The organism is Nostoc sp. ChiSLP03a (assembly GCF_034531215.2).
In the GTDB taxonomy this organism is placed as follows: Bacteria; Cyanobacteriota; Cyanobacteriia; order Cyanobacteriales; family Nostocaceae; genus Nostoc.
In genome coordinates this window covers 39,785-61,858 of sequence record NZ_JAVRBQ020000096.1, presented here as the reverse complement: position 1 = coordinate 61,858, position 22,074 = coordinate 39,785, and the positions used below count along the sequence as shown (strand labels likewise).

Genomic DNA, 22,074 nt, shown 5'->3' with positions numbered 1-22,074 from the left:
TATGAGCGTCGTCATTCCTAATGAAATATTAACCGCAACTCGGATGACTGAAGGCGAAATGAAGCAGGAAATTGCGGTGATGCTCTTTCAAAAAGAAAAGTTAACCCTTGCTCAAGCCAGCCGATTTGCAGGCATGAATCGTATAGCATTTCAGCATTTACTCGCAAGTCGTCAAATTTCAGTGCATTATGGGGTCGAGGATTTTGACCAAGATATAGAAAACTTGCGGGCGATGGGTAGACTGTGATCGTTGTCAGTGATACTTCACCCATTAATAACCTCGCCGCCATTAACCATCTTCATTTACTACAACAGCTTTACGGAACAGTCCTAATTCCTGAAGCTGTCTACCGAGAACTGACTGATCCCAACTTTCCAGTTGCGGGTACAATTGAAGTCCAAACTTTTATCTGGATTCAAACTCGTCCAGTTCAAGATAGAACATTGGTTGAAGCACTCAGCAATGAACTGGATATTGGTGAAGCTGAAGCGATCGCTCTAGCACTAGAAATGAAAGCAGATCAAGTTTTGATTGATGAACGTCGTGGTCGCATGGTTGCAGCTAGGCTAAATCTTGGTTACACAGGAATTTTAGGGATTTTGGTTGAAGCTAAAAGTCAAAAGCTGATTTTTGCTGTGAAACCTTTGTTAGATGCTCTGATTAACCAAGCAGGATTCTGGGTGGCGGAACCTTTATATATGAGGGTTTTGCAGCTTGTTGATGAAAATTAAATGCGGCATAGACTTTTTAACTGAGCAGCAGTAGGCATTCTGAACATTTCTTCACCTATTGACTATCCTAGCAAGTGTTTGCGGTCAATTTTTCACTGATACTTCGTCCATCAATAACCTCGCCGTCACTATACTGAGTTTCCTTTTACTCTGATTCAAATTTCCGCCAGAAGTCTATTGACTTCTGGTAAATCTATTGAGAAGCTAATAGTTAGATTTACTAATTAATAGAAGTGCATCAAACTTGTGACAATACTGACAGGAAAAATAAATCGATCGCAACCTCCTAGCAAACCAAAACCATTAATTTTGGAAACTCAGGGACTCACACGCCGTTTTGGGAAGTTCACGGCAGTTAACAACCTGAGCATATCTGTGGAACAAGGCGAAGTTTTTGGACTGCTTGGCCCCAATGGCGCAGGGAAAAGTACAGTTCTTAAGATGTTGACAACCTTACTGCCTATCAGTGCAGGGAAAGCAACCTTAGCTGGCTATGACGTGGCTCGTCAATCTAATCCTGTGAGACGGGCTATCGGCTATGTCCCCCAAGCGCTGTCTGCTGATGGTAGTCTTACGGGTTACGAAAATCTCTTAATCTTCGCCAAGCTGTATGGAATACCTGCCAAAGGACGCGATCGCCGCATCTATGAAATTCTAGAATATATGGATTTGCAAGATGCGGCGAAACGCTTGGTACGAAACTACTCTGGTGGGATGATCCGCAAGCTGGAAATTGGCATATCAGTTCTACATCAACCCCAAATTCTGTTTCTTGATGAGCCGACTGTCGGACTAGATCCCATCGCTCGAACTCAAGTATGGCAACTTGTACTACAACTTTGTGCTGATTACGGCACAACTATATTTTTAACAACCCACTTTTTAGAAGAAGCGGATAGTCTGTGTAACCGAGTGGCGATTATGCAGCAAGGTGAAGTCGTTACTACAGGTACACCAAGCGACTTAAAAGCTTCTTTAGATAACCCAAATGCAACTTTGGATGATGTCTTTATTCACTATACAGGCGACCAGTTAACATCAGGAGTCAACTACCGTGACACAGCAAGAACCAGACGTACTGCTCAACGGTTGGGTTAAAGCACCACCCACCGTCCGAGTAAATTTGATCTCTGCAATTAAAGAGCTAGTTACAAAAACCCTGGCGATCGCTGAATTGGAAATACGTAAACTCCGCCACGATCCCACTGATTTAGTCGTTCGGGCTGTGCAACCAGCATTATGGCTCTTAATCTTTGGACAAGTTTTCTCCCGGACTCGCGCGATTCCAACAGGCAACTTACCCTATTTGGACTTCATTTCTGCTGGCATCTTGGCTCAGAGTATTTTGTTTGTGGCAATTTTCAGTGGTGGAATGACGCTAATCTGGGAGCGAGATTTAGGGATTGTACATAAATTTTTAGCTAGTCCTACGCCTCGCGTGGCGATGGTGTTGGGCAAAGCCCTTGCGTGTGGGGTGAGGTGCTTATCTCAGGTAATATTCATTTACGGATTGTCATTTTTATTAGGTGTCAAACTAAATCTTCATCCCCTAGCTATTCTTCAAGTACTGCTGCTAGTCATAATGGGGGCAGGTTCATTTTGTATTTTTTCATTAATTATTGGCTGTTTGGTGAAAAGCCGAGAAAGGATGACGGGTATTGGACAATTGTTAACCATGCCGTTATTTTTTGCTAGCAATGCCATCTATCCGATCTCGTTGATGCCCAGTTGGTTAAAGTTCATTTCCCATTTAAATCCGTTGACTTATCTGGTTGACGGGTTACGCAGCACCATGTTGTTAAACGGCACTAGCATCTATGGCTTTGGTCTGGATTGTACAATTCTCTTATTAACATTAATAATTTTGGCCATCTTTGGTGGAAAACTTTATCCACGGGTGGCCATGTAACTAGGAGAACAACAAGCCCATGACCTTGGATAAACCTAATCAAGGTGCAACTTCCGAAGAATGTGCCGCTAGAGTAATGGAAACAGTTCCATTAGTGATGCGGTTTATCCGAGCGGATATGCGTGCCCATAGTGCCGCTTTTTTATCTATACCTCAATTGCGATCGCTAGCATTTATCAACCGGAATCCTGGTGCTTCATTATCTGACTTAGCAGAGCATTTAGGTGTCACCTCTGCCACGGCATCAGCAACCATAGAACGCCTGGTACAACGCGACTTCGTGAAACGGATTGCTCATCCTCAAGAGCGGCGGCGGGTGCTGCTCAATTTAACTGAAGATGGAAAACACCATCTCAAGCAATCCCAAGATCAAACTCGCGCTCATATTAGCGATCTGCTCAAAGGTCTTTCAGAAGACCAAATTTCCAACATTGAAGAAGGCTTAACTCTACTAAAAAATGTCTTCGAGAAAACAGAACTCAAAGCCCCATAACTTTGAGGTTGCACAACACGATCCCTTTGCAGCCTTTAAGTTTCGAGACTATCGGCTATTTACCATTGGACGGCTAGTGCTGTTCGTGGGGTCGCAAATGCAAACTGTAGCGATTGGCTGGGAACTCTATGAGCGCACTAACTCAGCGATCGCTTTAGGCGGTGTAGGACTGGCGCAAGTCCTACCGATGATTATTCTCACCTTAATTGCCGGAGATGTTGCCGATCGCCGCGATCGCAAAGTGACCATGTTACTCTCGGTAATGTTGCTAGCCCTCTGCTCGCTAGCTTTAGGGGTACTTTCCTATACTCAGGGTGCAATTTTTCTAATTTACGCCTGCTTAGTATTAACAGGTGTCGCTAGAGCATTCCTCAAACCTGCTAGTGATGCTCTAATGTGGCAATTAATACCTGTCACCGCTTTTACCAATGCGGCTACTTGGAATAGTAGTAGCTTTCAATTAGCTGCTGTTATCGGCCCAGCCTTTGGGGGATTTGGGATTGCGCTGTTAGGAAGTGCTACAGGAGTTTATGTATTAGCAGCGATCGCAGCTTTACTGTGTTTTATTTTAACGCTGGCGATCAAACAGCAAAAAGTCACCCGCAAAACTGAGCCAATTTCATTTAAAGCACTTGCAGCCGGTGCTAAGTTTGTTTGGCAGAATCAGTTGATTTTAGCAGCGATTACATTAGATATGTTTGCAGTATTGTTGGGTGGTGCGATCGCATTGTTACCCATCTTTGCCAAAGATATTTTACATGTGGGACCAGTGGAATTGGGATATTTACAAGCAGCCCATTCCATCGGTGCTTTGACTATGGCCATTACCCTGGCGTATTTACCACCGTTACGCAAAGCGGGCCCAGCCTTATTGTGGTCAGTGGTTGGCTTTGGGGTTGTCACAATTATCTTTGGACTTTCTCGTTCCTTTTGGCTGTCTATGTTGATGCTGATCCTTGGTGGCGCACTAGATAGTATTAGCGTTGTAATTCGCCATACATTAGTTCAAATCAGAACACCGGATCATTTACGCGGTCGGGTTGCTGCTATTAATAGCGTGTTTATTAGTGCCTCGAATGAATTAGGGGGCTTTGAATCAGGCTTGACTGCTGCCTTGTTTGGCCCAGTAATTTCTGTTGTAGGTGGTGGAATTGGCACAATTGTAGTAGTGATTGCTACGGCTATGATTTGGCCGGGAATTCGTAAATTAGGAGCTTTGCAGGAATATAAATAGAAGTCTTGATCTATATTGTCTAAATTGCATCTCTCACATTATCTCAATCAAATTCAACTTGGGAGAATAAGATGGCACGTAATCGCAAGAAATTTCCTGAATTTGGGTCAATTATTAGTGCCCGATCGCAATACTCCAATGCTTCTTCTCGTTTTCCTAACTTAGTTAAAGCAGAAGTTAGATTAGGGGTGACAATTCTTAAACCACGAATATTAGACAAACTTTCATCAATTTCAAAGCCTTTAGATAATTCCTCAATAGCCCGATCAAAAACTTCGTGAGCTAAAAATGCTTGTCCCATTGCTGTATGTGCCTGAGCAAGATGTTGCCGATCGTCAAGTTCTTCTCCTAACTTGATACTTTGACGAAAGTACATTTGTGAAAGCTCAAAGGCTTTTTCCCCTTCTTGATGAGCCATAACTTGACCTAAACTATTGGCTATGATGGCTTGTCCTCGTTGGTCTTTAAGTTTTACAGCTAAGTCGTAACTTTGTCGGAGAAATTTTTCAGCTTCATTCCATTTCTGTTGTTTTTCTAAAACACCACCCAAGGTATTCAAGACCTTGGCTAAACCCGGCAAATCTTTTTTATCCTCAAAAATTTCCTGACTATGTTTAAGAAGTATTTCGGCTTTTTCAAATTTCCCTTTTAATTTCCAAGCTCTACCAAGGCTGTGCAACACCCATGCTACTTGAATATTAACATTAAGATGGGTAAAAATTTCTTGGCTTCTTTCTAAGACTTCAATTGCTTTGTCTATAAGCATTCGTTGCTCCAAAAGAAAATTCCCATATTGGTGAATTGATATCCCCATTTTATTCAAAATGGAATCTGAAACTTCTTTGTTACCATAGTCTTTTGAGATTTCAATAGCACGATCGTAATATTCATTGGCTAGATCAAACTTCTCTTCTTTTAATGCTACATAACATAAGCTATTTAATGTCAATAGCATTCTTTCTTGATTATTCAACCTCTTTTCAATACTAAAAATACGCAGCAATGTATTATAAACCCGATCAAAATATCCATGATCTTCTGGCAGAGTAGCCAAGGAATTAAGTGTGATGGCTAATCCTCGTTGATTTCCAAGTTCTTCCTCAATCTCAGCAATACGTTCAAGAGTTGTAATTGCTTCTGGAACCTGTCCTATTTCTTTCAGAAGTTGACTAACTTGTGTTAATGCCATAGCTAGCCCTCTGGAAACACCAAGTCCTGTTTCAATAGCAACACAACGTCTAGCTATTGCCAGTGCTTCTTGTAATTTGCCCTGTTGCTGGAGTAATCCCCCTAAACAGTTCAACCCAATCGCAAGTTGAAATTGGTTATTTAGGACTTCGGCGATCGCAATTCCTCGTTCAAAACTCTGCTGTGCTTCTTCTAGTTTGCCCTGTTGCTGGAGTAATCCCCCTAAACAGTTCAATCCAATCACAAGGGATGATTGGTCATTGAGGACTTCGTCAATAAGAATTTGATATCTAAAAGTTTGAATGGCTTCTTCTTTCTTACCTTGTTTCTGAAAGACACGAGCTAATACATTGAGCACTTTAGCTTCGCGTTTTTTCCGAATATCTAGATCCTCTATCTTTTGCAGATCAGTATGTGCAGAATGTAAAATTTCTTCGGCTCGTTCAAATTCTTCTGCAAAAGACCAGTAGCGAGCCTCATGCATTTTGCATCTAACTACTGTATGCCAATCCTGAAGTTGCTCTGCCCAGAACTGAAACCGTGCCATCAAGGTGATTGCTTTTTGCCAGTATCCATACTGCTCAAATAATGGCTGTAGCTTTAAAGCAAATTGGTAGGTTTCCATTTTACTCTGTGCTGTTTCAGCTTCATTAGTCTGCAACCACTGTGCTGCCAGAATTACATCATCTAAATTCGCGGCAACTTCAGCAATAGTAGTTTCATCTCTCAATTCATCAGACTGTAGCCACTCTACAAAAAATTTGGCATGACGTTCTTGTGCTACAGCCAGCAACTCTTGCTTGCGAGCCAACGCCTCCGCATACACCCGCACTAACGGATGCAGCACAAAACGGTTCTCTCCAGTATCTACATAATTCAATAGTGACAAATCATAAAGTTTCTTCAAACAACGTTGAGCTTGCAGATTCCTCTTGCATCCTGTTGCTGCCATTGCTGTTTGCTTAGTAAAGCCTTCTGCTGCACATACGCTTAAGCAAGCAAAAAAATCAACTTCATCCCCTGAAAGCGACTTCAAGCTTAAATTCAATGAAACTTCTACGTTGAGATCTCGATCGCCCTCTACTTTGAGTTCTTCAAACAGTTCATCTTTCTCTTCTTCCAGAGCTTTTGTATAGTCATCCAAAGGCTCACGTTGCCCTCGTAATGCTGCGCCTAGCACCTGCAACGCTAAAGGCAAATTACCAACTAATTTCACCAGTCGCTTCGTCGCCGCCACAGCATTTTCAACTCGCTCAGATCCTAAAATCTTCTTCAACAATTTCAGCGCGTCTGCTTCAGGCAACGGGGGTAAATCAATGGTTTTCTGCTCTCCAATATCTAGAGAGAAAGGCAAATTCCGTCTTCGAGTCGTCACAATTACTGCACAGCGAGTCCCTCCAGGGCGCAATCTTTTAATGCTTGCTTCCTCAGCATTGTCAAATATCAGCAACATTTGACGGTGAGCAAACACCTGTTGCATCAGAGTCGCTGCATCCCGATCATCTTCCGAATCTAGTTTCTCTCCACAACGTCTCACAAACTCACGGGCAATAGTATCCACATCCTTACCATCCACCCGTAACCCAATTATTCCATCTGGAAAATGGTCTTGATGAATCGTTGCAAAGCGGCATGCTAAAGCAGATTTGCCAATACCACCACCACCAGATACCCCGACAATACTACAAACTTTAGAACCCTGTAAATTTAGTAATAGTGCTTCTAGTTGCTGGAGTTGTTCTTCACGCCCTGTAAAATTAGGTGTATCTGACTGTGGCAGAAAAAAAGGGACATGTGATGAGGATTCCGTATTGGAAACTCCCCAAAACTCTTGCTCCCATTTCTCAGTTGTTAGCGCTTGAACATTGTCTGCAAGAGCAGTAAGGATAAGTCTGTCCTCCAACCCTATCCAACCACTCTCGACTAGGTTTCTTAAAAAAGAAACCAGATTTGCCTGCCCTTCAGAGCGCAACTGTTCGATTAATCCAATAAAAAATACAGGCTTAATTCCCTCGTAGCTGATTTGGCTCTCTAGGCGATCAAACCCTAGCGTAGCTAATAATGCTTTACGCTGCGGAACTGTTTCTATATTCGGGATTCCTGACAAAAACTTCAACAGTTCCGGTTTCAAGGGCATCGTAAAGGCTTCCTAGTCAATGGATTTGAGACTTTGAGTTTCTAATTGGCTGCTAAATTCACCAATTCTCTAATCTCTGAGGGCAAATCCGCTAAAATCCTCTCTATTACTATACCTTCGTTTCTAAAGTAACGTCTCTGGGTTGTGGGTTCAGGGATATTACCACCTGCATGATGAAGGGCAACAACCTCCCATCCATCGTTTAAGACTGGCGATCCAGAAGAGCCGTTTAGGGTAGAGGTAACATACTGCACTACATTGCCTCCAATATACTCAACAAAATTATTTTGAAAGGAAATTTCTTTGGGTCGTCCTGCTGGATGCTGAATGATGTTCACTCGCTCTCTGCGCTTGATATTTCTTGATAATAAGGGCAACCATCCCCATTTCTGCCCAGGTTCCCCATCAAGTTGAACCAGGGTATAGTCTAGATTCTGATTGGTATGGAACAATCCACTAGGCTTTGCGTGATATTCTTGACTAGGCTGAGAATGTCCTTGAAAATCATCTTCGTAGTTAAAGCGAAATATGGAATTTAATAATAAATCTGAACTCGGCAAAACATGATTATTTGTAAGCAATAAATCTTCAGCCACTAAAAAGCCTGTTCCTGACCAACGCTCATAACTAGACTGGACTCCAATATAAGCAACTGATCGCGCGACCTCTTGTCCTCTTTGTAAAAAGGCAATGGGGCGTAGCGTATTTTCGCCAATAATCTGTTCCAGAACATCTGCTGTCGTTTCTCCACCTTTCCACTGACCAATATCAGGGAGTGCGGCGATCGGTGTCATCATGTCGTACTTTGTTAGCAACCCATTCAGGAATTCTTGCTGCTGAACCCCTACAAAGCCCTTGAGAGTGTTGAGAAATAGCCCTAGTACCTTATGACTATAAGTTAAACGCCCATAGTTTGATAGATAGCTAACAATTTCACTGACTGCTACAAAGGAAGCACCCGACAGATCGATCATGGGTGCCAACTGCTTCAGACCAGCCAATTCCAGGATTTGTAGACGCGATCGCTCTGTTGCTAACTCTGGTAGATCCTTAAGCAAGGTAATTAAGGACTTGCGATCGTCGATATCTAAATTGATCATTGTCTAATGCTCCGCAGCTCAAAACCTTTACCAGGTTACTCAGCTATATATTTATACTATAAATAAATTTAACCCTTTTTCTATTAAAGGCATTTTGAGTTGCAGATATAAAGCCTGTTTTACTTCTGACTCTTGACTTCTAAACTATGCTGCAATTTGCAGGGTAAGCTGATTTAAATTTATATAAATCTGGCTTGACAAATGGGCATAATTCACGAATTGCCCCGACGACATCTTTATTAAACGAACCGCATACTAAACTTCAAGATTTGCATCTAGGCGATCGCACACATATTACACTGTCGATTGAGATATATAGTAATTTTATTTTATTTGTGAAAATTACAACACTTAGATCCTCGATTTCTCTAAGAAGTCGAGGCTCTCGTTGTTCACGGTTGCAGGAGTTCTTTTATTGGCAATACCTTCGCCAATTTACGAGGCTGAGTTGATATATTAACGTCCTGTTCTCAAAGGTTTGGCATAAACAATAAGTCCTAAAAATTCCTTCAAGGTTTCCTGCAAGCATTTTTTCAGGTATTCCCAGCAGTATCAAGGGTTTTAGCTGACAAGCTACCTTGTATGAGTCATTTTGTCGTTTTTGCCAAAATTTTTGTAGGCTCTTATTTTGGCAAAGGTATTGCTGTTATCGCAGTATTTTGGAAACTGCTGAAGACCCATCTGAAGAGACTGTGCCATTTTTTGGTATTCACCAAGCAGGTATTATTACCCCTGTCCCGGCTTCGGCTCTGATGGTGGCATTTGACACAACAGCTAAAACCAAAGCGGATTTGGTGCGGTTGTTTCAAATTCTGAGCGATCGCATCACTTGCAGATTTACCACCAGCTAACTGCGCTAGTTTTTCCACCTAGTAGTTACCGCGATCGCACTTGAGATTGGCTCAAAGTAATCTTAGTTATGATGGTAGATATAAGCCTTGTTGTTGAGTCTCAATTTTAAATAGTAGATCGTTTTTATAGGTGAGCATTATGAGCAATAACCTTCCAGCAGACGCTGCAAAAGGTTTTAACTTAGGTGAGACTTCGATAAATCAGGAGTCGCCTTTTGTGGAAAGTGACGGATTGCTCTTATATAAACAAAAGTGCAAGACTCCAGAATTCTTAAACTCATGCTTTTACATACATCTATTTGGTGAACGAGTTGTCGTAGATCACTATGTACTGTTGTTTCCTGATTCAGACACTCTCACAGACTACGCTAAGACTCTGATTGACTACGATGCCAAAATCACAGAAGGGCCAGGAAAATGGCCTGATGATTTTTGTCCTGAGCAAAACCTATTGCCCGAAGATGCTAGTATGTACTTTCTCTCAGCTTTAATGCCGTCAGGCATGATTTTGGTACTGCTTGCGCCGAATGCGCCAGATGAAAAGATCGCCAGCTTATTTGAGGAGAAAGGTTTTAATACTGTCCATCACGTTGCCATTCTTGTTGATGATATCTATACAGCAGCAGAGGCATGGCAGAAGAAAGGCTTTATTCCTCTGTCTATGACTCCTCAAGAAGATGGTTCCTTGTGCCAATGGTTTTTCCGCAACTGGGCAGGGCAAATTATAGAGCTAATCTGCCGCCGACATATGGGTAGAGAGACTTTTTCCTGCGAGAATATCGCTGGTTTACGCCTTTCAGAATTGGCAGCCTAAACTTGTCAAGTATCCTTCGCGCGACGGTGGTTAGCAGCTTGTAATAATAGAGATTCTGCAAAAGCGATCGCATCAGTTGCAGATTTACCACCAGCTAACTGCGCTAATTCTTCTCGACGGGTGTTTAAATTATCCAAGGTAGTAACTCTGACAACGGTACGCTGTTCGGCATTATCATTGTTGGCTTTTTTACCTTTTCCTTGATTGATAGTTTGCTTATCTACGCGAAAATGCCGATCCGCCATTGCCGCAACTAAAGGTTGATGGGTAACACATAACACTTGGTTGCGTTGACTTAGTTGGTATAATTTTTCCGCGATCGCTTGGGCTACCCTTCCCGAAACCCCGACATCAATTTCATCAAATACCAATGTCCCGGCTACATCAACTTGAGAAAAACAAGCTTTCAGCGCCAGTAAAAAACGGCTCATTTCGCCACCAGAGGCAACTTCTGTTAAAGGTTGCAGTGGTTCACCGGGGTTGGAACTAAATGTAAAGGTAATTTTGTCTGCTCCCATCGCAGTTGGGAAAGCTGGTAATATTTCAACCAGAAATTTCACCTTTTCCATCGCTAGGGGCTTGAGTTCAGCTATCAAACGCGATTCTAAATTAGCAGCCGCCTTACTCCGCAATTGAGTTAACTGATTACTTGCTTGAGTAAGTTTCTCAAAACACGCTTTTTCTTGCTGTTCTAACTTTTCGATAGATTGTTCACTGTCGTTAAGTTGGGCTAATTCCCCTTGGATACGTTGGTAATAAGCGATCGCTTCTTTTAGTGTCGGCCCATACTTGCGGCAAATTTGCTTTAATTCCTGAATCCGTTCTTCCACCTCTTCCAATCGGTGCGGATCTGCTTCTAAACCATCTCCATAAGCATTAATTTGCCTTCCCACTTCCATTACCGCAGCTTGCGCTTCCCGTACCAACTCCAATAGAGGTTGTAGTTGGTTATCGTATTCCACCATGTCATTTAATGTCGCCTCACTGTCTCCCAATAAATCACCTGCGGCGGGAGTTTCATGATCGTTTTGATACAAAGCCTGATAAACCTTGTAACTCATTTGTTGCAAATCGACGACATGATTCAGGCGTTCCCGTTCTTGTCCCAACTGTTCCAATTCATTAGGTTCGCCCAGATTCGCTGCTCCCAATTCCTGCACTTGATAAGTAAGCAAGTCGAGTTGTTGCAATCGTTCCCGTTCCGATGTCCGGCGTTTTTCTAGTGCTAAATGCGCCTGTTGGTAAGCACTGAAGCTTGCGGCGACTTGATGACGCTGTTGCATCAGGGAGTCACCCCCATATAAATCCAACCAATCGCGGACTTGGGCAAATTGTCCCACTTGTACAGTTTGACCTTGGGCGGTGATTTCCACCAAGCGATCGCGCATTCCTGCCATGATCTGCCGATTTACCAACACACCATTCACCCGCGATCGACTGCGGACATTACTCGTAGTGGCTGTGATTTCTCGGCTAATGACTACAGAATTTTCATCAAGCAAATCTATTTCTTGTTCGGTCAACCAAGCGGCTAGGGGAGGGTTTGAGGTGAAAGTAGCTTCTACCATCGCCCGACTTGTCCCCGTGCGAATGACTCTACTAGAGACTTTACCGCCCAAAGCAGCATCAATGGCATCTAAGATAATCGATTTTCCAGCGCCGGTTTCACCTGTTAACACATTTAGTCCCGCGCCAAATTCTAATTCCAATTGGTCAATTAGGGCAAAGTTTTCAATTCGCAAGCAAAGCAACATCAAGCCAAATTCTCCATGAGGGCAGATGCCGGATACTTCTAATTTACAGGATAATAAGTCTCATCTTTGAGCAACTAGCAATACCTAATACTATTGAACTAGTATGCCCGTTTAAGTGTAGCAGACTAGTGGGGAGTGGGGAGCAGGGAAAGAAGCAAGGGAGCAAGCTTGCCGTGAGCGTAGTCGAACGAAAGCAGGAAGCAAGGGAGAATTTTCCCCTTTGCCCCCGCACCCTGCCCCTCTGCCTCTTTCAATTCCCAATTCCCAATTTCTAAACATATTGTTACAATACTTAATGTGATCGTTCTGACTGGTGGCCTTCTTCATGATTGTTAAGACACTTCCCCCTAGTTCCCGACCGATTCAGGAGGATAGTCGCAACGGCACAAATCGCCGAGGCGACGAACCCGACGTTATTGATGTAGTGCCAGAAGATGGTACATCAACGTTAGTTGTACGCTCACCAAGACTCTTAGCAGCCCAAAAGGTGAGAACAGCAGCCCAACCTGAGACGCTTTACGATCCCGTGGGCATAGCGGCACATTATCAAAATAGAAAAGTACAAGTTTTACGGCGGATTTTTGCCGTGTTGCGGCCAACTCTATCCTTTGTGTTTGGATTGTGGTCAGATAGTAAACGGGGAATTGTCGTCAAAAATGACCGCCGCCGAGCCACTCAGCTACGAGTATTGCTGACCCAATTAGGGCCTGCTTATATCAAAATTGGACAAGCTTTATCCACCAGACCGGATCTAGTTCCTCCCGTATACCTAGAAGAATTAACTAAATTACAAGACCAATTACCGCCTTTTCCCAACGAAATTGCTTACCAGTTTATTCAAGAAGAATTAGGCGCACCTCCAGAAGAGGTTTACGCCGAACTCTCGGCGCAGCCAATTGCTGCGGCTTCATTGGGGCAAGTGTATAAAGGTAAGCTAAAAACTGGTGAAGAAGTCGCTGTTAAAGTTCAACGCCCCGACTTAAGAGAGGGAATCACCATTGACTTGTATATTTTGCGTAACCTCGCCGCTTGGGTGCAGAAAAAAGTCAAACGGGTAAGAAGTGACTTAGTTGGGATTCTTGATGAATTAGGCGATCGCATTTTTGAAGAAATGGATTACATCCATGAAGGTGAAAATGCCGAGCGATTTTTCGAGTTATATGGTCATATAAAAGACGTATACGTACCGAAAATTTACTGGGAATACACCAATCGTCGCGTCCTGACGATGGAGTGGATTAACGGCACTAAATTAACCCAGACAGAAGAAATTAGTGCCCAAGGGATAGATGCTCGTTATCTCATTGAAGTGGGTGTGCAGTGTTCCCTGCGCCAGCTGCTAGAACATGGATTTTTCCATGCAGATCCCCACCCTGGTAATTTGTTAGCGACAACCGATGGCAAATTAGCTTATCTCGACTTTGGGATGATGAGCGAGATTAAGCCACCACAGCGTTATGGTTTGATTGAAGCGATCGTCCACGTTGTCAACCGCGACTTTGAAGGATTAGCAAAAGACTACGTGAGGTTAGATTTCTTATCACCAGAAACCGATTTAACACCAATTATCCCAGCTTTTGCCAGAGTTTTTGCTGATGCCCAAGGAGCCAGCGTTGCCGAACTCAACATTAAAAGCATCACCGATGAACTATCAGCCTTGATGTATGAGTATCCTTTCCGCGTACCGCCCTACTACGCTTTAATTATTCGTTCCCTGGTGACGCTCGAAGGTATTGCAATATATATAGATCCAAACTTTAAAGTTCTCAGCGAAGCTTATCCCTACGTTTCTAAACGTCTGTTAACAGACCCAGCACCGCAATTAAGAGCATCATTGCAAGATTTGCTATTTAAAGATGGCAGATTTCGCTGGAATCGCTTAGAAAACTTGTTAAAAAATGCGCGTAATAGTCAAGACTACGACTTTAATTTATTGCTAAATCAAGGGATAGAATTTCTATCATCTGAACGTGGTGCTTTTATTCGTGACAAGCTAGTAGATGAATCTGTTAACGGACTCGATGCTTTCGGGAAAAATGTTTTACATAACTTTACCTCCTTGTTACGAGAACGGGTAGGATTGACAGCAGTTAATAAAACTCCAGCAGCTACAGTTGAGCAACAACAAACCTTCGAGCATATAAAACGTATATTAGGTATTCTCCGAGAAACAAGAGGCTTTGACCCAGTGCAAATTACATCCCAAATTACTCAGTTATTGGTAAATTCAGATGTACAACGTTTAGGTCAACAAATTGTCAACCGCTTCACGCAGAAAGCTGTGGCCAGGTTAATTCGGCAATTATTGGCATCTTAATAAAAGTTATGAGTTAAAAACTTTATTTAACTCATAAATCATTCATTCTAGAACACCAATCCAGTAATCCTCGAAGAACCTCTCCCCCTACCCTCTCCTACAAGGAGAGGGGAGTTTAGCTCTCCCAACGCTAGTAGGGAAGGGGGCTGGGGGATTAGGTTTTTGATTACTGAATCGATGCTCTAGTAACTATATAACCCAACTCTTCTAGCTTTTCTAAGACTTTAGTTGCACTTTGAGCAACGCTTTCCTGGTTAGTTTTACATTCGACTTCAGGGCAGAGTGGTATTTCATAAGGATCGTCAATACCAGTAAAGTGCTTAATTTCTCCTGCTCTTGCTTTTTTATATAACCCTTTTACGTCTCGCTGTTCACAAACTGCCAATGATGCGTTGACGTAAACTTCAATAAAAAATGGAGTCATTTGGCGCACTTCTTCCCGAATTTCGCGGTACGGTGAAATTGCCGAAACCAATACAATGACATTATTTCTGGCAAGAAGTTGAGCTACAAAGCCAATGCGCCGAATATTCTCTTTTCGATCCTCTTTACTGAAACCCAATCCTTTGCATAGGTTTTGACGTACCGCATCACCGTCCAGAACTTCAACTCTGTATCCCTGTATCCGCAGTTCCTTTTCCACGAATTGACAGATAGTAGTTTTACCTGCACCACTCAAACCAGTGAACCATACTGTCACACCACACTCTTGTTGTCTCATCCTACTTTCGTCGTAAATTTTAAATGGCACACTAAAAAAGTTTTTTAAGTAATTGTGAGTCAAATAGTAATTTTATTTTTATAATCCTTTTTTAGCAGGAATTTCAGCAATTGCAAGGCACCCTATGTCAACCTTGCTACTTTTACCTTTATTGATTTCGAGTGAAAAATCGCATAGTTATACGTATTTAGGCTAAATATTTAATACGAAGCATGAGGATGTATACGACAAGCTACATCTACGCATTTTCTCTACCCTAACAACATAATTTGCCGTTATAGTAACAAAACTTGCCGATCGAGTTTTTAAATTATTGAAGTTTTAACTAATTTTTACATTCAGTATATATACAGTTTATTTTTAAAGAAAAAAGTCTTTATTATAACAGTAGATTACCAAACAATATTTAACGCTAGGACATTATAAAAAACTAAGTTCAAAATATCTGCAAAGTTAGATCCAGTGCAGCTTTATGGCGGTGCGACCTATTTTCTGGGGTCGATTCCTTTAAGTACTGTTTCTGGTAGAAGCTTGTTTATTGACAATGATGGCACGCTTAGTGGTCTGTGCCATCAATTCTGAAAGTTTCGTAGTGAACGATTTATCAGTCAATTTCAAGGGTTTTAGTCCTGACTACAAACTTTCACAACTCATCAAAACTAATGACATCAATCACTAGTACACTTTGGCATAAATTTGTTCACCTTTAACCAGTTGCTTTGAGCAACTTGTCTGCTTAATTGAGGTGATAGCTGGATTTACGCCATGCTGTACTAGTGCTTTGTGCCAGTAATTTTCGAGGTTCGTAGTTGGTAATTAACCGCTCAATTTTAAGGGCTAGAGCCACTGAGTACATTTTGTATTTAACTAAGTCTAAAGTTCCTCAACAAAATTTGAAATTTAATTCAACTGATTTATGTTGTCCACTTTTCCTACTACTACGCCAGAAGAGAATAACTTAATTCAATGTGATGCCGATCAGGGATTTATTTCCTGGCTAAGTCAAACCGGAGGTTCAATTGCCATCACCACCTACCAAGCTGGAAAACTGGCACTAGTAGGCTGGAATGGGGAACAGATAACCATGCTGTTACGCCAATTTTCTAAACCAATGGGATTGGCAGTGAATGGTTCACAACTGGCGCTGGCTACCCATCACGAAGTCTGTTTATTAGCCAATGCCCCCGCCTTAGCTTATGAGTTTTTAGAAGACCAGCCCGGACGCTACGATGCCCTTTATCTGCCACGGATGACATATTTTACAGGCGACCTTAATATTCACGACCTGGAATTTGGCAGAGAAGGGCTGTGGATCGTCAACACCCGCTTTTCGTGTCTTTCTGCTTTGAGTCCAGACTTTAGCTTTGTACCGCGCTGGCATCCGAAATTTATTTCTGAAGTAGTGCCAGAAGACCGATGTCACCTGAATGGATTAGCGATGGTGGATGGCAAACCCAAGTATGTGACTGCCCTCGGTGCGACAGATACCGTCGGAGGATGGCGGTCGGGCAAAGCCAACGGTGGAGTCGTAGTGGAAGTAGAGAGCAATGAAATTATTGTAAATGGATTATCAATGCCCCATTCTCCAATTTGGCATGACGGGTTTTTGTGGTTACTCAACTCTGGCGCAGGAGAAATTTGGCGCATTCATCCAGAATCAGGAGACCAACAAGTAGTTTGTGTACTCCCTGGATTTCTGCGGGGGTTGTGCTGCGTAGGATATTACGCCCTAGTCGGACTATGCCAGATTCGGGAACGGCATATTTTCGGAGGGTTGCCCATAACCCAACGGTTTGAGAAGTTGCTCTGTGGTGTGGCAGTCGTGGATTTACGAAATGGGCAACAGGTGGGAATGCTGAAGTTCACCGCAGGCTGTCAAGAACTTTATGATGTACAGTTTCTTGCTGGTGTACAGCGTCCGATGGTTTTGAATCAGGAACGAAAAGAAATCCGCCAAGCATTTACTGCACCAGAGTTGAATTATTGGCTGCGACCGAGTGCAGTGATTCCTAATGACTAAGAAATCTGTTTAATCAGGCTGTAATTGTTGAAATCAAATTTTTAGTTTTTTCAGAGGTTTTTTCATGAATGAATTCAAAGTCAATACTTACACCAACAATAATCAAATTAATCCCGCAGTCGCAATGGATGCTGATGGGGACTTCATCATTTCCTGGACTAGCAATGGTCAGGATGGGTCTGGCTATGGGGTGTATGCTCAACGCTACAACAGCACTGGTGTGGCTGTTGGGGGCGCATTCCAAGTCAATACCAACACCAGCGGCAATCAAGTTAACTCTACAGTAGCGATCGATGCCGATGGCGACTTTGTTATTTCCTGGCAAAGCCAAGATGCTTCTGGCAGTGGGATATATGCCCAACGCTACAACAGTTCTGGGGCAGCTATTGGGGGCGAATTTCAGGTCAATACCTCCACTAACAACAATCAAGTCAACCCCACAGTAGCGATGGATACCAATGGGAACTTTGTCGTTTCCTGGCAAAGTTATGGTCAGGACGGATCTGGCTATGGAATATATGCCCAACGCTACACCAGTGCTGGGGCAGCTATTGGCGCCGAATTCAAAGTCAATACCCAGACCGCAAACCCTCAATATAACCCCACAATAGCGATGGATGCAAATGGGGACTTTGTTATTTCCTGGCAAAGCTATTATCAGGACGGGTCTTATTTGGGCATATATGCCCAACGCTACAGCAGTGCTGGGTTAGCTATTGGGAACGAATTTCGGGTTAATACCTACACTCAAGGCAATCAATTTAACCCTACAGTAGCAATGGATGCCACTGGGGACTTTGTAATTTCTTGGCAAAGCTATGGTCAGGACGAATCTGGGAATGGCATATATGCCCAACGCTACAACAGTTCTGGGGCAGCTATTGGGGGAGAATTCAAAGTCAATACCCACACCGACGGCAATCAATTTAACCCCACAGTAGCGATGGATGCAGATGGGGACTTTATCATTTCCTGGACTAGCAATAGTCAGGACGGCTCTGGGGATGGCATATATGCCCAACGCTACAACAGTGCTGGGGTGGCTATTGGAGGCGAATTTCTGGTCAATACCTACACTAGCAACAGTCAAACTAACCCCACAATAGCAATGGATGCCACTGGAGATTTTGTAATTTCCTGGCAAAGCGATGGTCAGGACGAATCTGGGAATGGCATATATGCTCAACTAAACAACAACAGTGGGGCTCCTCCGACAATCACCCCTAGTTCTGCTTCTGCCCTGACATACACCGAGAACGCCACTACAGCTATCGACTCAGGTATCACCGTCAGCGACACAGACTCCGCCAACCTGGCTAGTGCCACCGTCAGGATTACCAGTGGTTTTACCTCTGCTGAAGACATCCTCGCCTTCACCAACCAAAATGGGATTACGGGCAGCTACAACAGCAGTACAGGAATCTTAACCTTAATCGGCAGTGCCACCGTTGCTAATTATCAAACTGCACTGCGTTCCATTACTTATACCAACAGCAGTGATAACCCTAGTACTACACCTCGTACTGTTAGCTTTCTAGTTAATGATGGGACTGCTAATAGTACCGCTGTTACCCGCAATATTAATATTACGTCGGTAAATGATCTAGCCATCGCTATTGCCACGAGTTCTGCCTTATCATATACCGAGAGCGCAACTACAGTACTTGACTCAGGCATTACCGTCAGCGATGTAGACTCCCCCAACCTGGCTAGTGCCACCGTCAGCATTACCACTGGTTTTGCCTCTGGCGAAGACATCCTCGCCTTCACCAACCAAAATGGGATTATCGGCAATTACAACAGCAGCACAGGTGTTTTAACTTTAACTGGCAGTTCCACCGTTGCTAACTATCAAGCTGCACTACGTTCTATTACTTATACCAACAACAGTAATAACCCCAGTCTTACACCTCGTACTGTTAGCTTTACAGTTAATGATGGGACTACTAATAGTACTGCCGTTACCCGCAATATTAATATTACGGCAGTGAATGATGCACCTATTGCTACTGCCACCAACTCTGCCTTGGCATACACCGAGAACGCCACTACAGTCATTGACTCAGGTATCACCGTTAGCGACGTAGACTCCGCCAACCTGGTTAGTGCCACCGTCAGCATTACCAATGGTTTTGCTTCTGCTCAAGATACTCTCGCCTTCACCAACCAAAATGGTATTACAGGCAGCTACAACAGTAGCACAGGCGTTCTAACCTTAACTGGCAGTGCCACCGTTGCTAACTATCAAACTGCACTGCGCTCCATTACTTATACCAACAGTAGTGATAACCCCAGTACTACACCTCGTACCGTTAGCTTTGTCGTCAATGATGGGACTGCTAATAGTGCTACAGTTACCCGCAGTATTAATATTACGGCGGTGAATGATGCTCCTGTTGCTGTTAACGACAAAATCACCACAAACAAAAACACACCCGTTATCATTAGCGCTACAAGCCTGTTAAGCAATGATACAGATGTTGATATTAGTGACGTATTGAGCATTACTGGCTTCACCCAACCTAGCCAAGGAAGCTTAGTTAACAACAACAACGGTACTTACACTTATACACCTAGCCAAAACTATTATGGCTCTGACGGCTTTACTTACACCATAAGTGATGGGCATGGAGGCAGTAGCACTGCTACTGTCAACTTGACCATTAGTGAAATCACCCCTCCGATTAATGGCACTTCAGGTGCAGATAAGCTGACTGGTACAGTGAACAGCGATAGCATCTCAGGATTGCTAGGCAATGACACGCTCCAAGGATTAGGTGATAGTGACACACTTGATGGCGGTGATGGCAATGATTCCTTAGATGGTGGTACAGGAACTGATAGCCTCATCGGTGGTAAAGGCAATGATACTTATATTGTGGACAGCATCGACGACACCATTACTGAAGGCTTAAATGCGGGCACAGATTTAGTCAAGTCTTCGGTGAGTTGGGTGTTGGGAGTTAACCTGGAAAACTTGACTCTGATTGGAACCGACGCAATAAATGGTACTGGTAACAGCCTTAATAATATTCTGACCGGAAATACTAGTGCTAACATCTTGAGCGGAGAAGTTGGCAATGACACCTTATTAGGTGATGCAGGCAATGACACATTATTGGGCGGTGTAGGCAACGACATCTTGGATGGAGGTACAGGAGCTGATAGTCTTAATGGTGGAGTCGGCAATGACACTTATATCGTAGACAATCTCGGTGATACGATTACTGAAGGCTTAAATGCAGGCACAGATTTAGTTAAGTCTTCCGTGAGTTTTGTGTTAGCAGATAACGTGGAGAACTTGACCCTGACTGGAACCGGAGCAATAGATGGTACTGGTAACAGCCTTAATAACATCCTGATTGGAAATACTGGTGCTAATAAGTTGAGCGGAGGAGATGGTAACGATAGTCTCTTTGGTAGCTCAGGCAATGACACATTATTGGGCGGTGCAGGTAATGACACCTTGGATGGAGGTTTAGGAACTGACAGTTTTGATGGTGGAGCCGGCAATGACATTTATACTGTAGATAACCTGAACGATTCTATTACTGAAGGCTTAAATGCAGGCATAGATTTAGTTAAGTCTTCGGTGAGTTTTGTGTTAGCAGATAACGTGGAAAACTTGACCCTGACTGGAACCGGAGCAATAGATGGTACTGGTAACAGCCTTAATAACATCCTGATTGGAAATACTGGTGCTAATAAGTTGAGCGGAGGAGATGGTAACGATAGCCTCTTTGGTAGTTCAGGTAATGACAGTTTGTTAGGCGGTGCAGGCGATGATACTTTGGATGGAGGTGCAGGGATTGATACTCTCAATGGTGGAGCCGGTAATGACATCTACACTGTAGACAATGTTAGCGATATTATTACCGAAGGCTTTAATTCAGGCACAGATTTAGTCAAGTCTGCTGTGAATTGGGTATTAGGAGAGAACTTTGAGAACTTGACCCTGACTGGAAGCGCGACAATTGGTACTGGTAACAGCCTTGATAATATCCTGGTCGGAAATGCTGCTGCGAACACCTTGAGCGGAGGAGATGGTAACGATAGCCTTTTTGGTAGCTCAGGCAATGACACCTTGTTGGGTGGTACAGGCGATGACACCTTGGATGGAGGTACAGGAATTGATAGTCTCAATGGTGGAGTCGGCAATAACACTTATATCGTAGACAATGTTAGCGATATTATTGTTGAAGGCTTAAATGCAGGCACAGATTTAGTTAACTCTTCGGTAAATTGGGTCTTGGGAGATAACCTAGAGAATTTGACTCTGATTGGAACTGGGGCAATCACTGCTACTGGTAACGGTCTTAATAACATCCTGATTGGAAATACTGGTGCTAATACGTTATCAGGAGGAGATGGTAGTGATAACCTCTTTGGTGGTTCAGGTAATGACAGCTTATTAGGCGGTGTAGGAAACGATAGCCTCTTTGGTGGAATTGGTAAAGATACGCTGACTGGTGGAGCTGGACAAGATAGCTTATATCTGACTGATACCCGCACTGGAGGCTATGATACTATTACTGATTTTACTGTTGGAGATGATACTATCTTCATTTCTAAGGCGGAATTCGGGCTGACCCAATCTCAGGATACGACACTCGATTCGGGCTTATTCCGACTTGGTACGATCGCTACAGCTGCAAGCGATCGCTTCATCTACAATCAAAGTACGGGTAATCTATTCTTTGATAAAGATGGATTGGGTGGTACAGCGCAAGTTCAAATAGCCCAGTTATCGAATAAAGCACTGCTTAGTAATGCAAATATTACTGTGATTGCCTAACTTTACTAA

At 43.2% G+C, this 22,074-nt stretch carries 15 protein-coding genes; 11 read left to right on the top strand and 4 right to left on the bottom strand.

Annotation, left to right across the window (positions count from 1 at the left end; all coding sequences use genetic code 11):
- Position 1 precedes the first annotated feature (1 nt).
- The 6 genes from RMY32_RS15830 to RMY32_RS15805 all read left to right on the top strand — a co-directional run bounded on the left by RMY32_RS15830 (position 2) and on the right by RMY32_RS15805 (position 4,368).
- Positions 2–247 carry a UPF0175 family protein gene (locus tag RMY32_RS15830; RefSeq protein WP_100903255.1) on the top strand — a complete coding sequence of 82 codons (246 nt, stop codon included), beginning with the start codon at positions 2–4 and terminating at the stop codon, positions 245–247.
- Positions 244–732 (top strand): DUF3368 domain-containing protein, encoded by a 489-nt coding sequence (locus RMY32_RS15825; protein WP_322711837.1) that lies wholly within the window; start codon positions 244–246, stop codon positions 730–732. The genes RMY32_RS15830 and RMY32_RS15825 overlap by 4 nt, the downstream gene beginning before the upstream one ends.
- A gap of 246 nt (positions 733–978) precedes the next feature.
- Positions 979–1,830 carry an ABC transporter ATP-binding protein gene (locus RMY32_RS15820; protein WP_322711836.1) on the top strand — a complete coding sequence of 284 codons (852 nt, stop codon included), beginning with the start codon at positions 979–981 and terminating at the stop codon, positions 1,828–1,830.
- The gene (locus RMY32_RS15815) at positions 1,787–2,641 is read left to right on the top strand and encodes an ABC transporter permease (RefSeq protein WP_322711835.1); all 855 of its coding nucleotides are present in this window, start codon (positions 1,787–1,789) and stop codon (positions 2,639–2,641) included. The genes RMY32_RS15820 and RMY32_RS15815 overlap by 44 nt, the downstream gene beginning before the upstream one ends.
- Before the next feature lie 19 nt (positions 2,642–2,660).
- Positions 2,661–3,134: a MarR family winged helix-turn-helix transcriptional regulator gene (locus tag RMY32_RS15810; RefSeq protein ID WP_100902601.1), complete on the top strand. Its 474-nt coding sequence runs from the start codon at positions 2,661–2,663 to the stop codon at positions 3,132–3,134.
- Positions 3,100–4,368 (top strand): MFS transporter, encoded by a 1,269-nt coding sequence (locus RMY32_RS15805; protein ID WP_322711834.1) that lies wholly within the window; start codon positions 3,100–3,102, stop codon positions 4,366–4,368. The genes RMY32_RS15810 and RMY32_RS15805 overlap by 35 nt, the downstream gene beginning before the upstream one ends.
- Before the next feature lie 43 nt (positions 4,369–4,411).
- Here RMY32_RS15805 and RMY32_RS15800 read toward each other — a convergent pair whose 3' ends face one another.
- Positions 4,412–7,693 (bottom strand): tetratricopeptide repeat protein, encoded by a 3,282-nt coding sequence (locus RMY32_RS15800; RefSeq protein WP_322711833.1) that lies wholly within the window; start codon positions 7,691–7,693, stop codon positions 4,412–4,414.
- A gap of 41 nt (positions 7,694–7,734) precedes the next feature.
- Positions 7,735–8,793 carry a trypsin-like peptidase domain-containing protein gene (locus RMY32_RS15795; RefSeq protein WP_322711832.1) on the bottom strand — a complete coding sequence of 353 codons (1,059 nt, stop codon included), beginning with the start codon at positions 8,791–8,793 and terminating at the stop codon, positions 7,735–7,737.
- A gap of 659 nt (positions 8,794–9,452) precedes the next feature.
- Here RMY32_RS15795 and RMY32_RS15790 point away from each other — a divergent pair.
- Both RMY32_RS15790 and RMY32_RS15785 read left to right on the top strand, forming a co-directional pair.
- A complete protein-coding gene (locus RMY32_RS15790; protein ID WP_322711831.1) occupies positions 9,453–9,644 on the top strand; it encodes a Dyp-type peroxidase domain-containing protein in 192 nt (63 codons plus the stop codon).
- Between the two features lie 139 nt (positions 9,645–9,783).
- Positions 9,784–10,458 (top strand): VOC family protein, encoded by a 675-nt coding sequence (locus RMY32_RS15785; RefSeq protein WP_322711830.1) that lies wholly within the window; start codon positions 9,784–9,786, stop codon positions 10,456–10,458.
- 5 nt (positions 10,459–10,463) lie between these two features.
- Here the strand turns inward: RMY32_RS15785 and recN are convergent, their stop codons facing one another.
- A complete protein-coding gene (gene recN / locus RMY32_RS15780; RefSeq protein WP_322711829.1) occupies positions 10,464–12,212 on the bottom strand; it encodes a DNA repair protein RecN in 1,749 nt (582 codons plus the stop codon).
- A gap of 325 nt (positions 12,213–12,537) precedes the next feature.
- Here recN and RMY32_RS15775 point away from each other — a divergent pair, with 325 nt between their 5' ends.
- Positions 12,538–14,529, top strand: coding sequence for an AarF/ABC1/UbiB kinase family protein (locus RMY32_RS15775; protein ID WP_322711828.1), 1,992 nt, complete (start codon positions 12,538–12,540; stop codon positions 14,527–14,529).
- Positions 14,530–14,695: 166 nt separating this feature from the next.
- On the opposite strand, the gene cysC is transcribed toward RMY32_RS15775, so the two are convergent.
- Entirely contained in the window at positions 14,696–15,268 is a 573-nt protein-coding gene (gene cysC, locus RMY32_RS15770) for an adenylyl-sulfate kinase (RefSeq protein ID WP_322711856.1), read from the bottom strand.
- 898 nt (positions 15,269–16,166) lie between these two features.
- Here cysC and RMY32_RS15765 point away from each other — a divergent pair.
- Positions 16,167–17,270 (top strand): TIGR03032 family protein, encoded by a 1,104-nt coding sequence (locus tag RMY32_RS15765; RefSeq protein WP_322711827.1) that lies wholly within the window; start codon positions 16,167–16,169, stop codon positions 17,268–17,270.
- Positions 17,271–17,334: 64 nt separating this feature from the next.
- The gene (locus RMY32_RS15760; RefSeq protein WP_322711826.1) at positions 17,335–22,065 is read left to right on the top strand and encodes a beta strand repeat-containing protein; all 4,731 of its coding nucleotides are present in this window, start codon (positions 17,335–17,337) and stop codon (positions 22,063–22,065) included.
- Positions 22,066–22,074: the final 9 nt, after the last annotated feature.

Coding starts and splice junctions, on each gene's coding strand:
- RMY32_RS15805 (WP_322711834.1), top strand. CDS start 3,100: ATGTCTTCGAGAAAACAGAACTCAAAGCCCCATAACTTTGAGGTTGCA.
- RMY32_RS15830 (WP_100903255.1), top strand. CDS start 2: ATGAGCGTCGTCATTCCTAATGAAATATTAACCGCAACTCGGATGACT.
- RMY32_RS15785 (WP_322711830.1), top strand. CDS start 9,784: ATGAGCAATAACCTTCCAGCAGACGCTGCAAAAGGTTTTAACTTAGGT.
- RMY32_RS15760 (WP_322711826.1), top strand. CDS start 17,335: ATGAATGAATTCAAAGTCAATACTTACACCAACAATAATCAAATTAAT.
- recN (WP_322711829.1), bottom strand. CDS start 12,212: ATGTTGCTTTGCTTGCGAATTGAAAACTTTGCCCTAATTGACCAATTG.
- RMY32_RS15775 (WP_322711828.1), top strand. CDS start 12,538: ATGATTGTTAAGACACTTCCCCCTAGTTCCCGACCGATTCAGGAGGAT.
- RMY32_RS15800 (WP_322711833.1), bottom strand. CDS start 7,693: ATGCCCTTGAAACCGGAACTGTTGAAGTTTTTGTCAGGAATCCCGAAT.
- RMY32_RS15795 (WP_322711832.1), bottom strand. CDS start 8,793: ATGATCAATTTAGATATCGACGATCGCAAGTCCTTAATTACCTTGCTT.
- RMY32_RS15765 (WP_322711827.1), top strand. CDS start 16,167: ATGTTGTCCACTTTTCCTACTACTACGCCAGAAGAGAATAACTTAATT.
- RMY32_RS15810 (WP_100902601.1), top strand. CDS start 2,661: ATGACCTTGGATAAACCTAATCAAGGTGCAACTTCCGAAGAATGTGCC.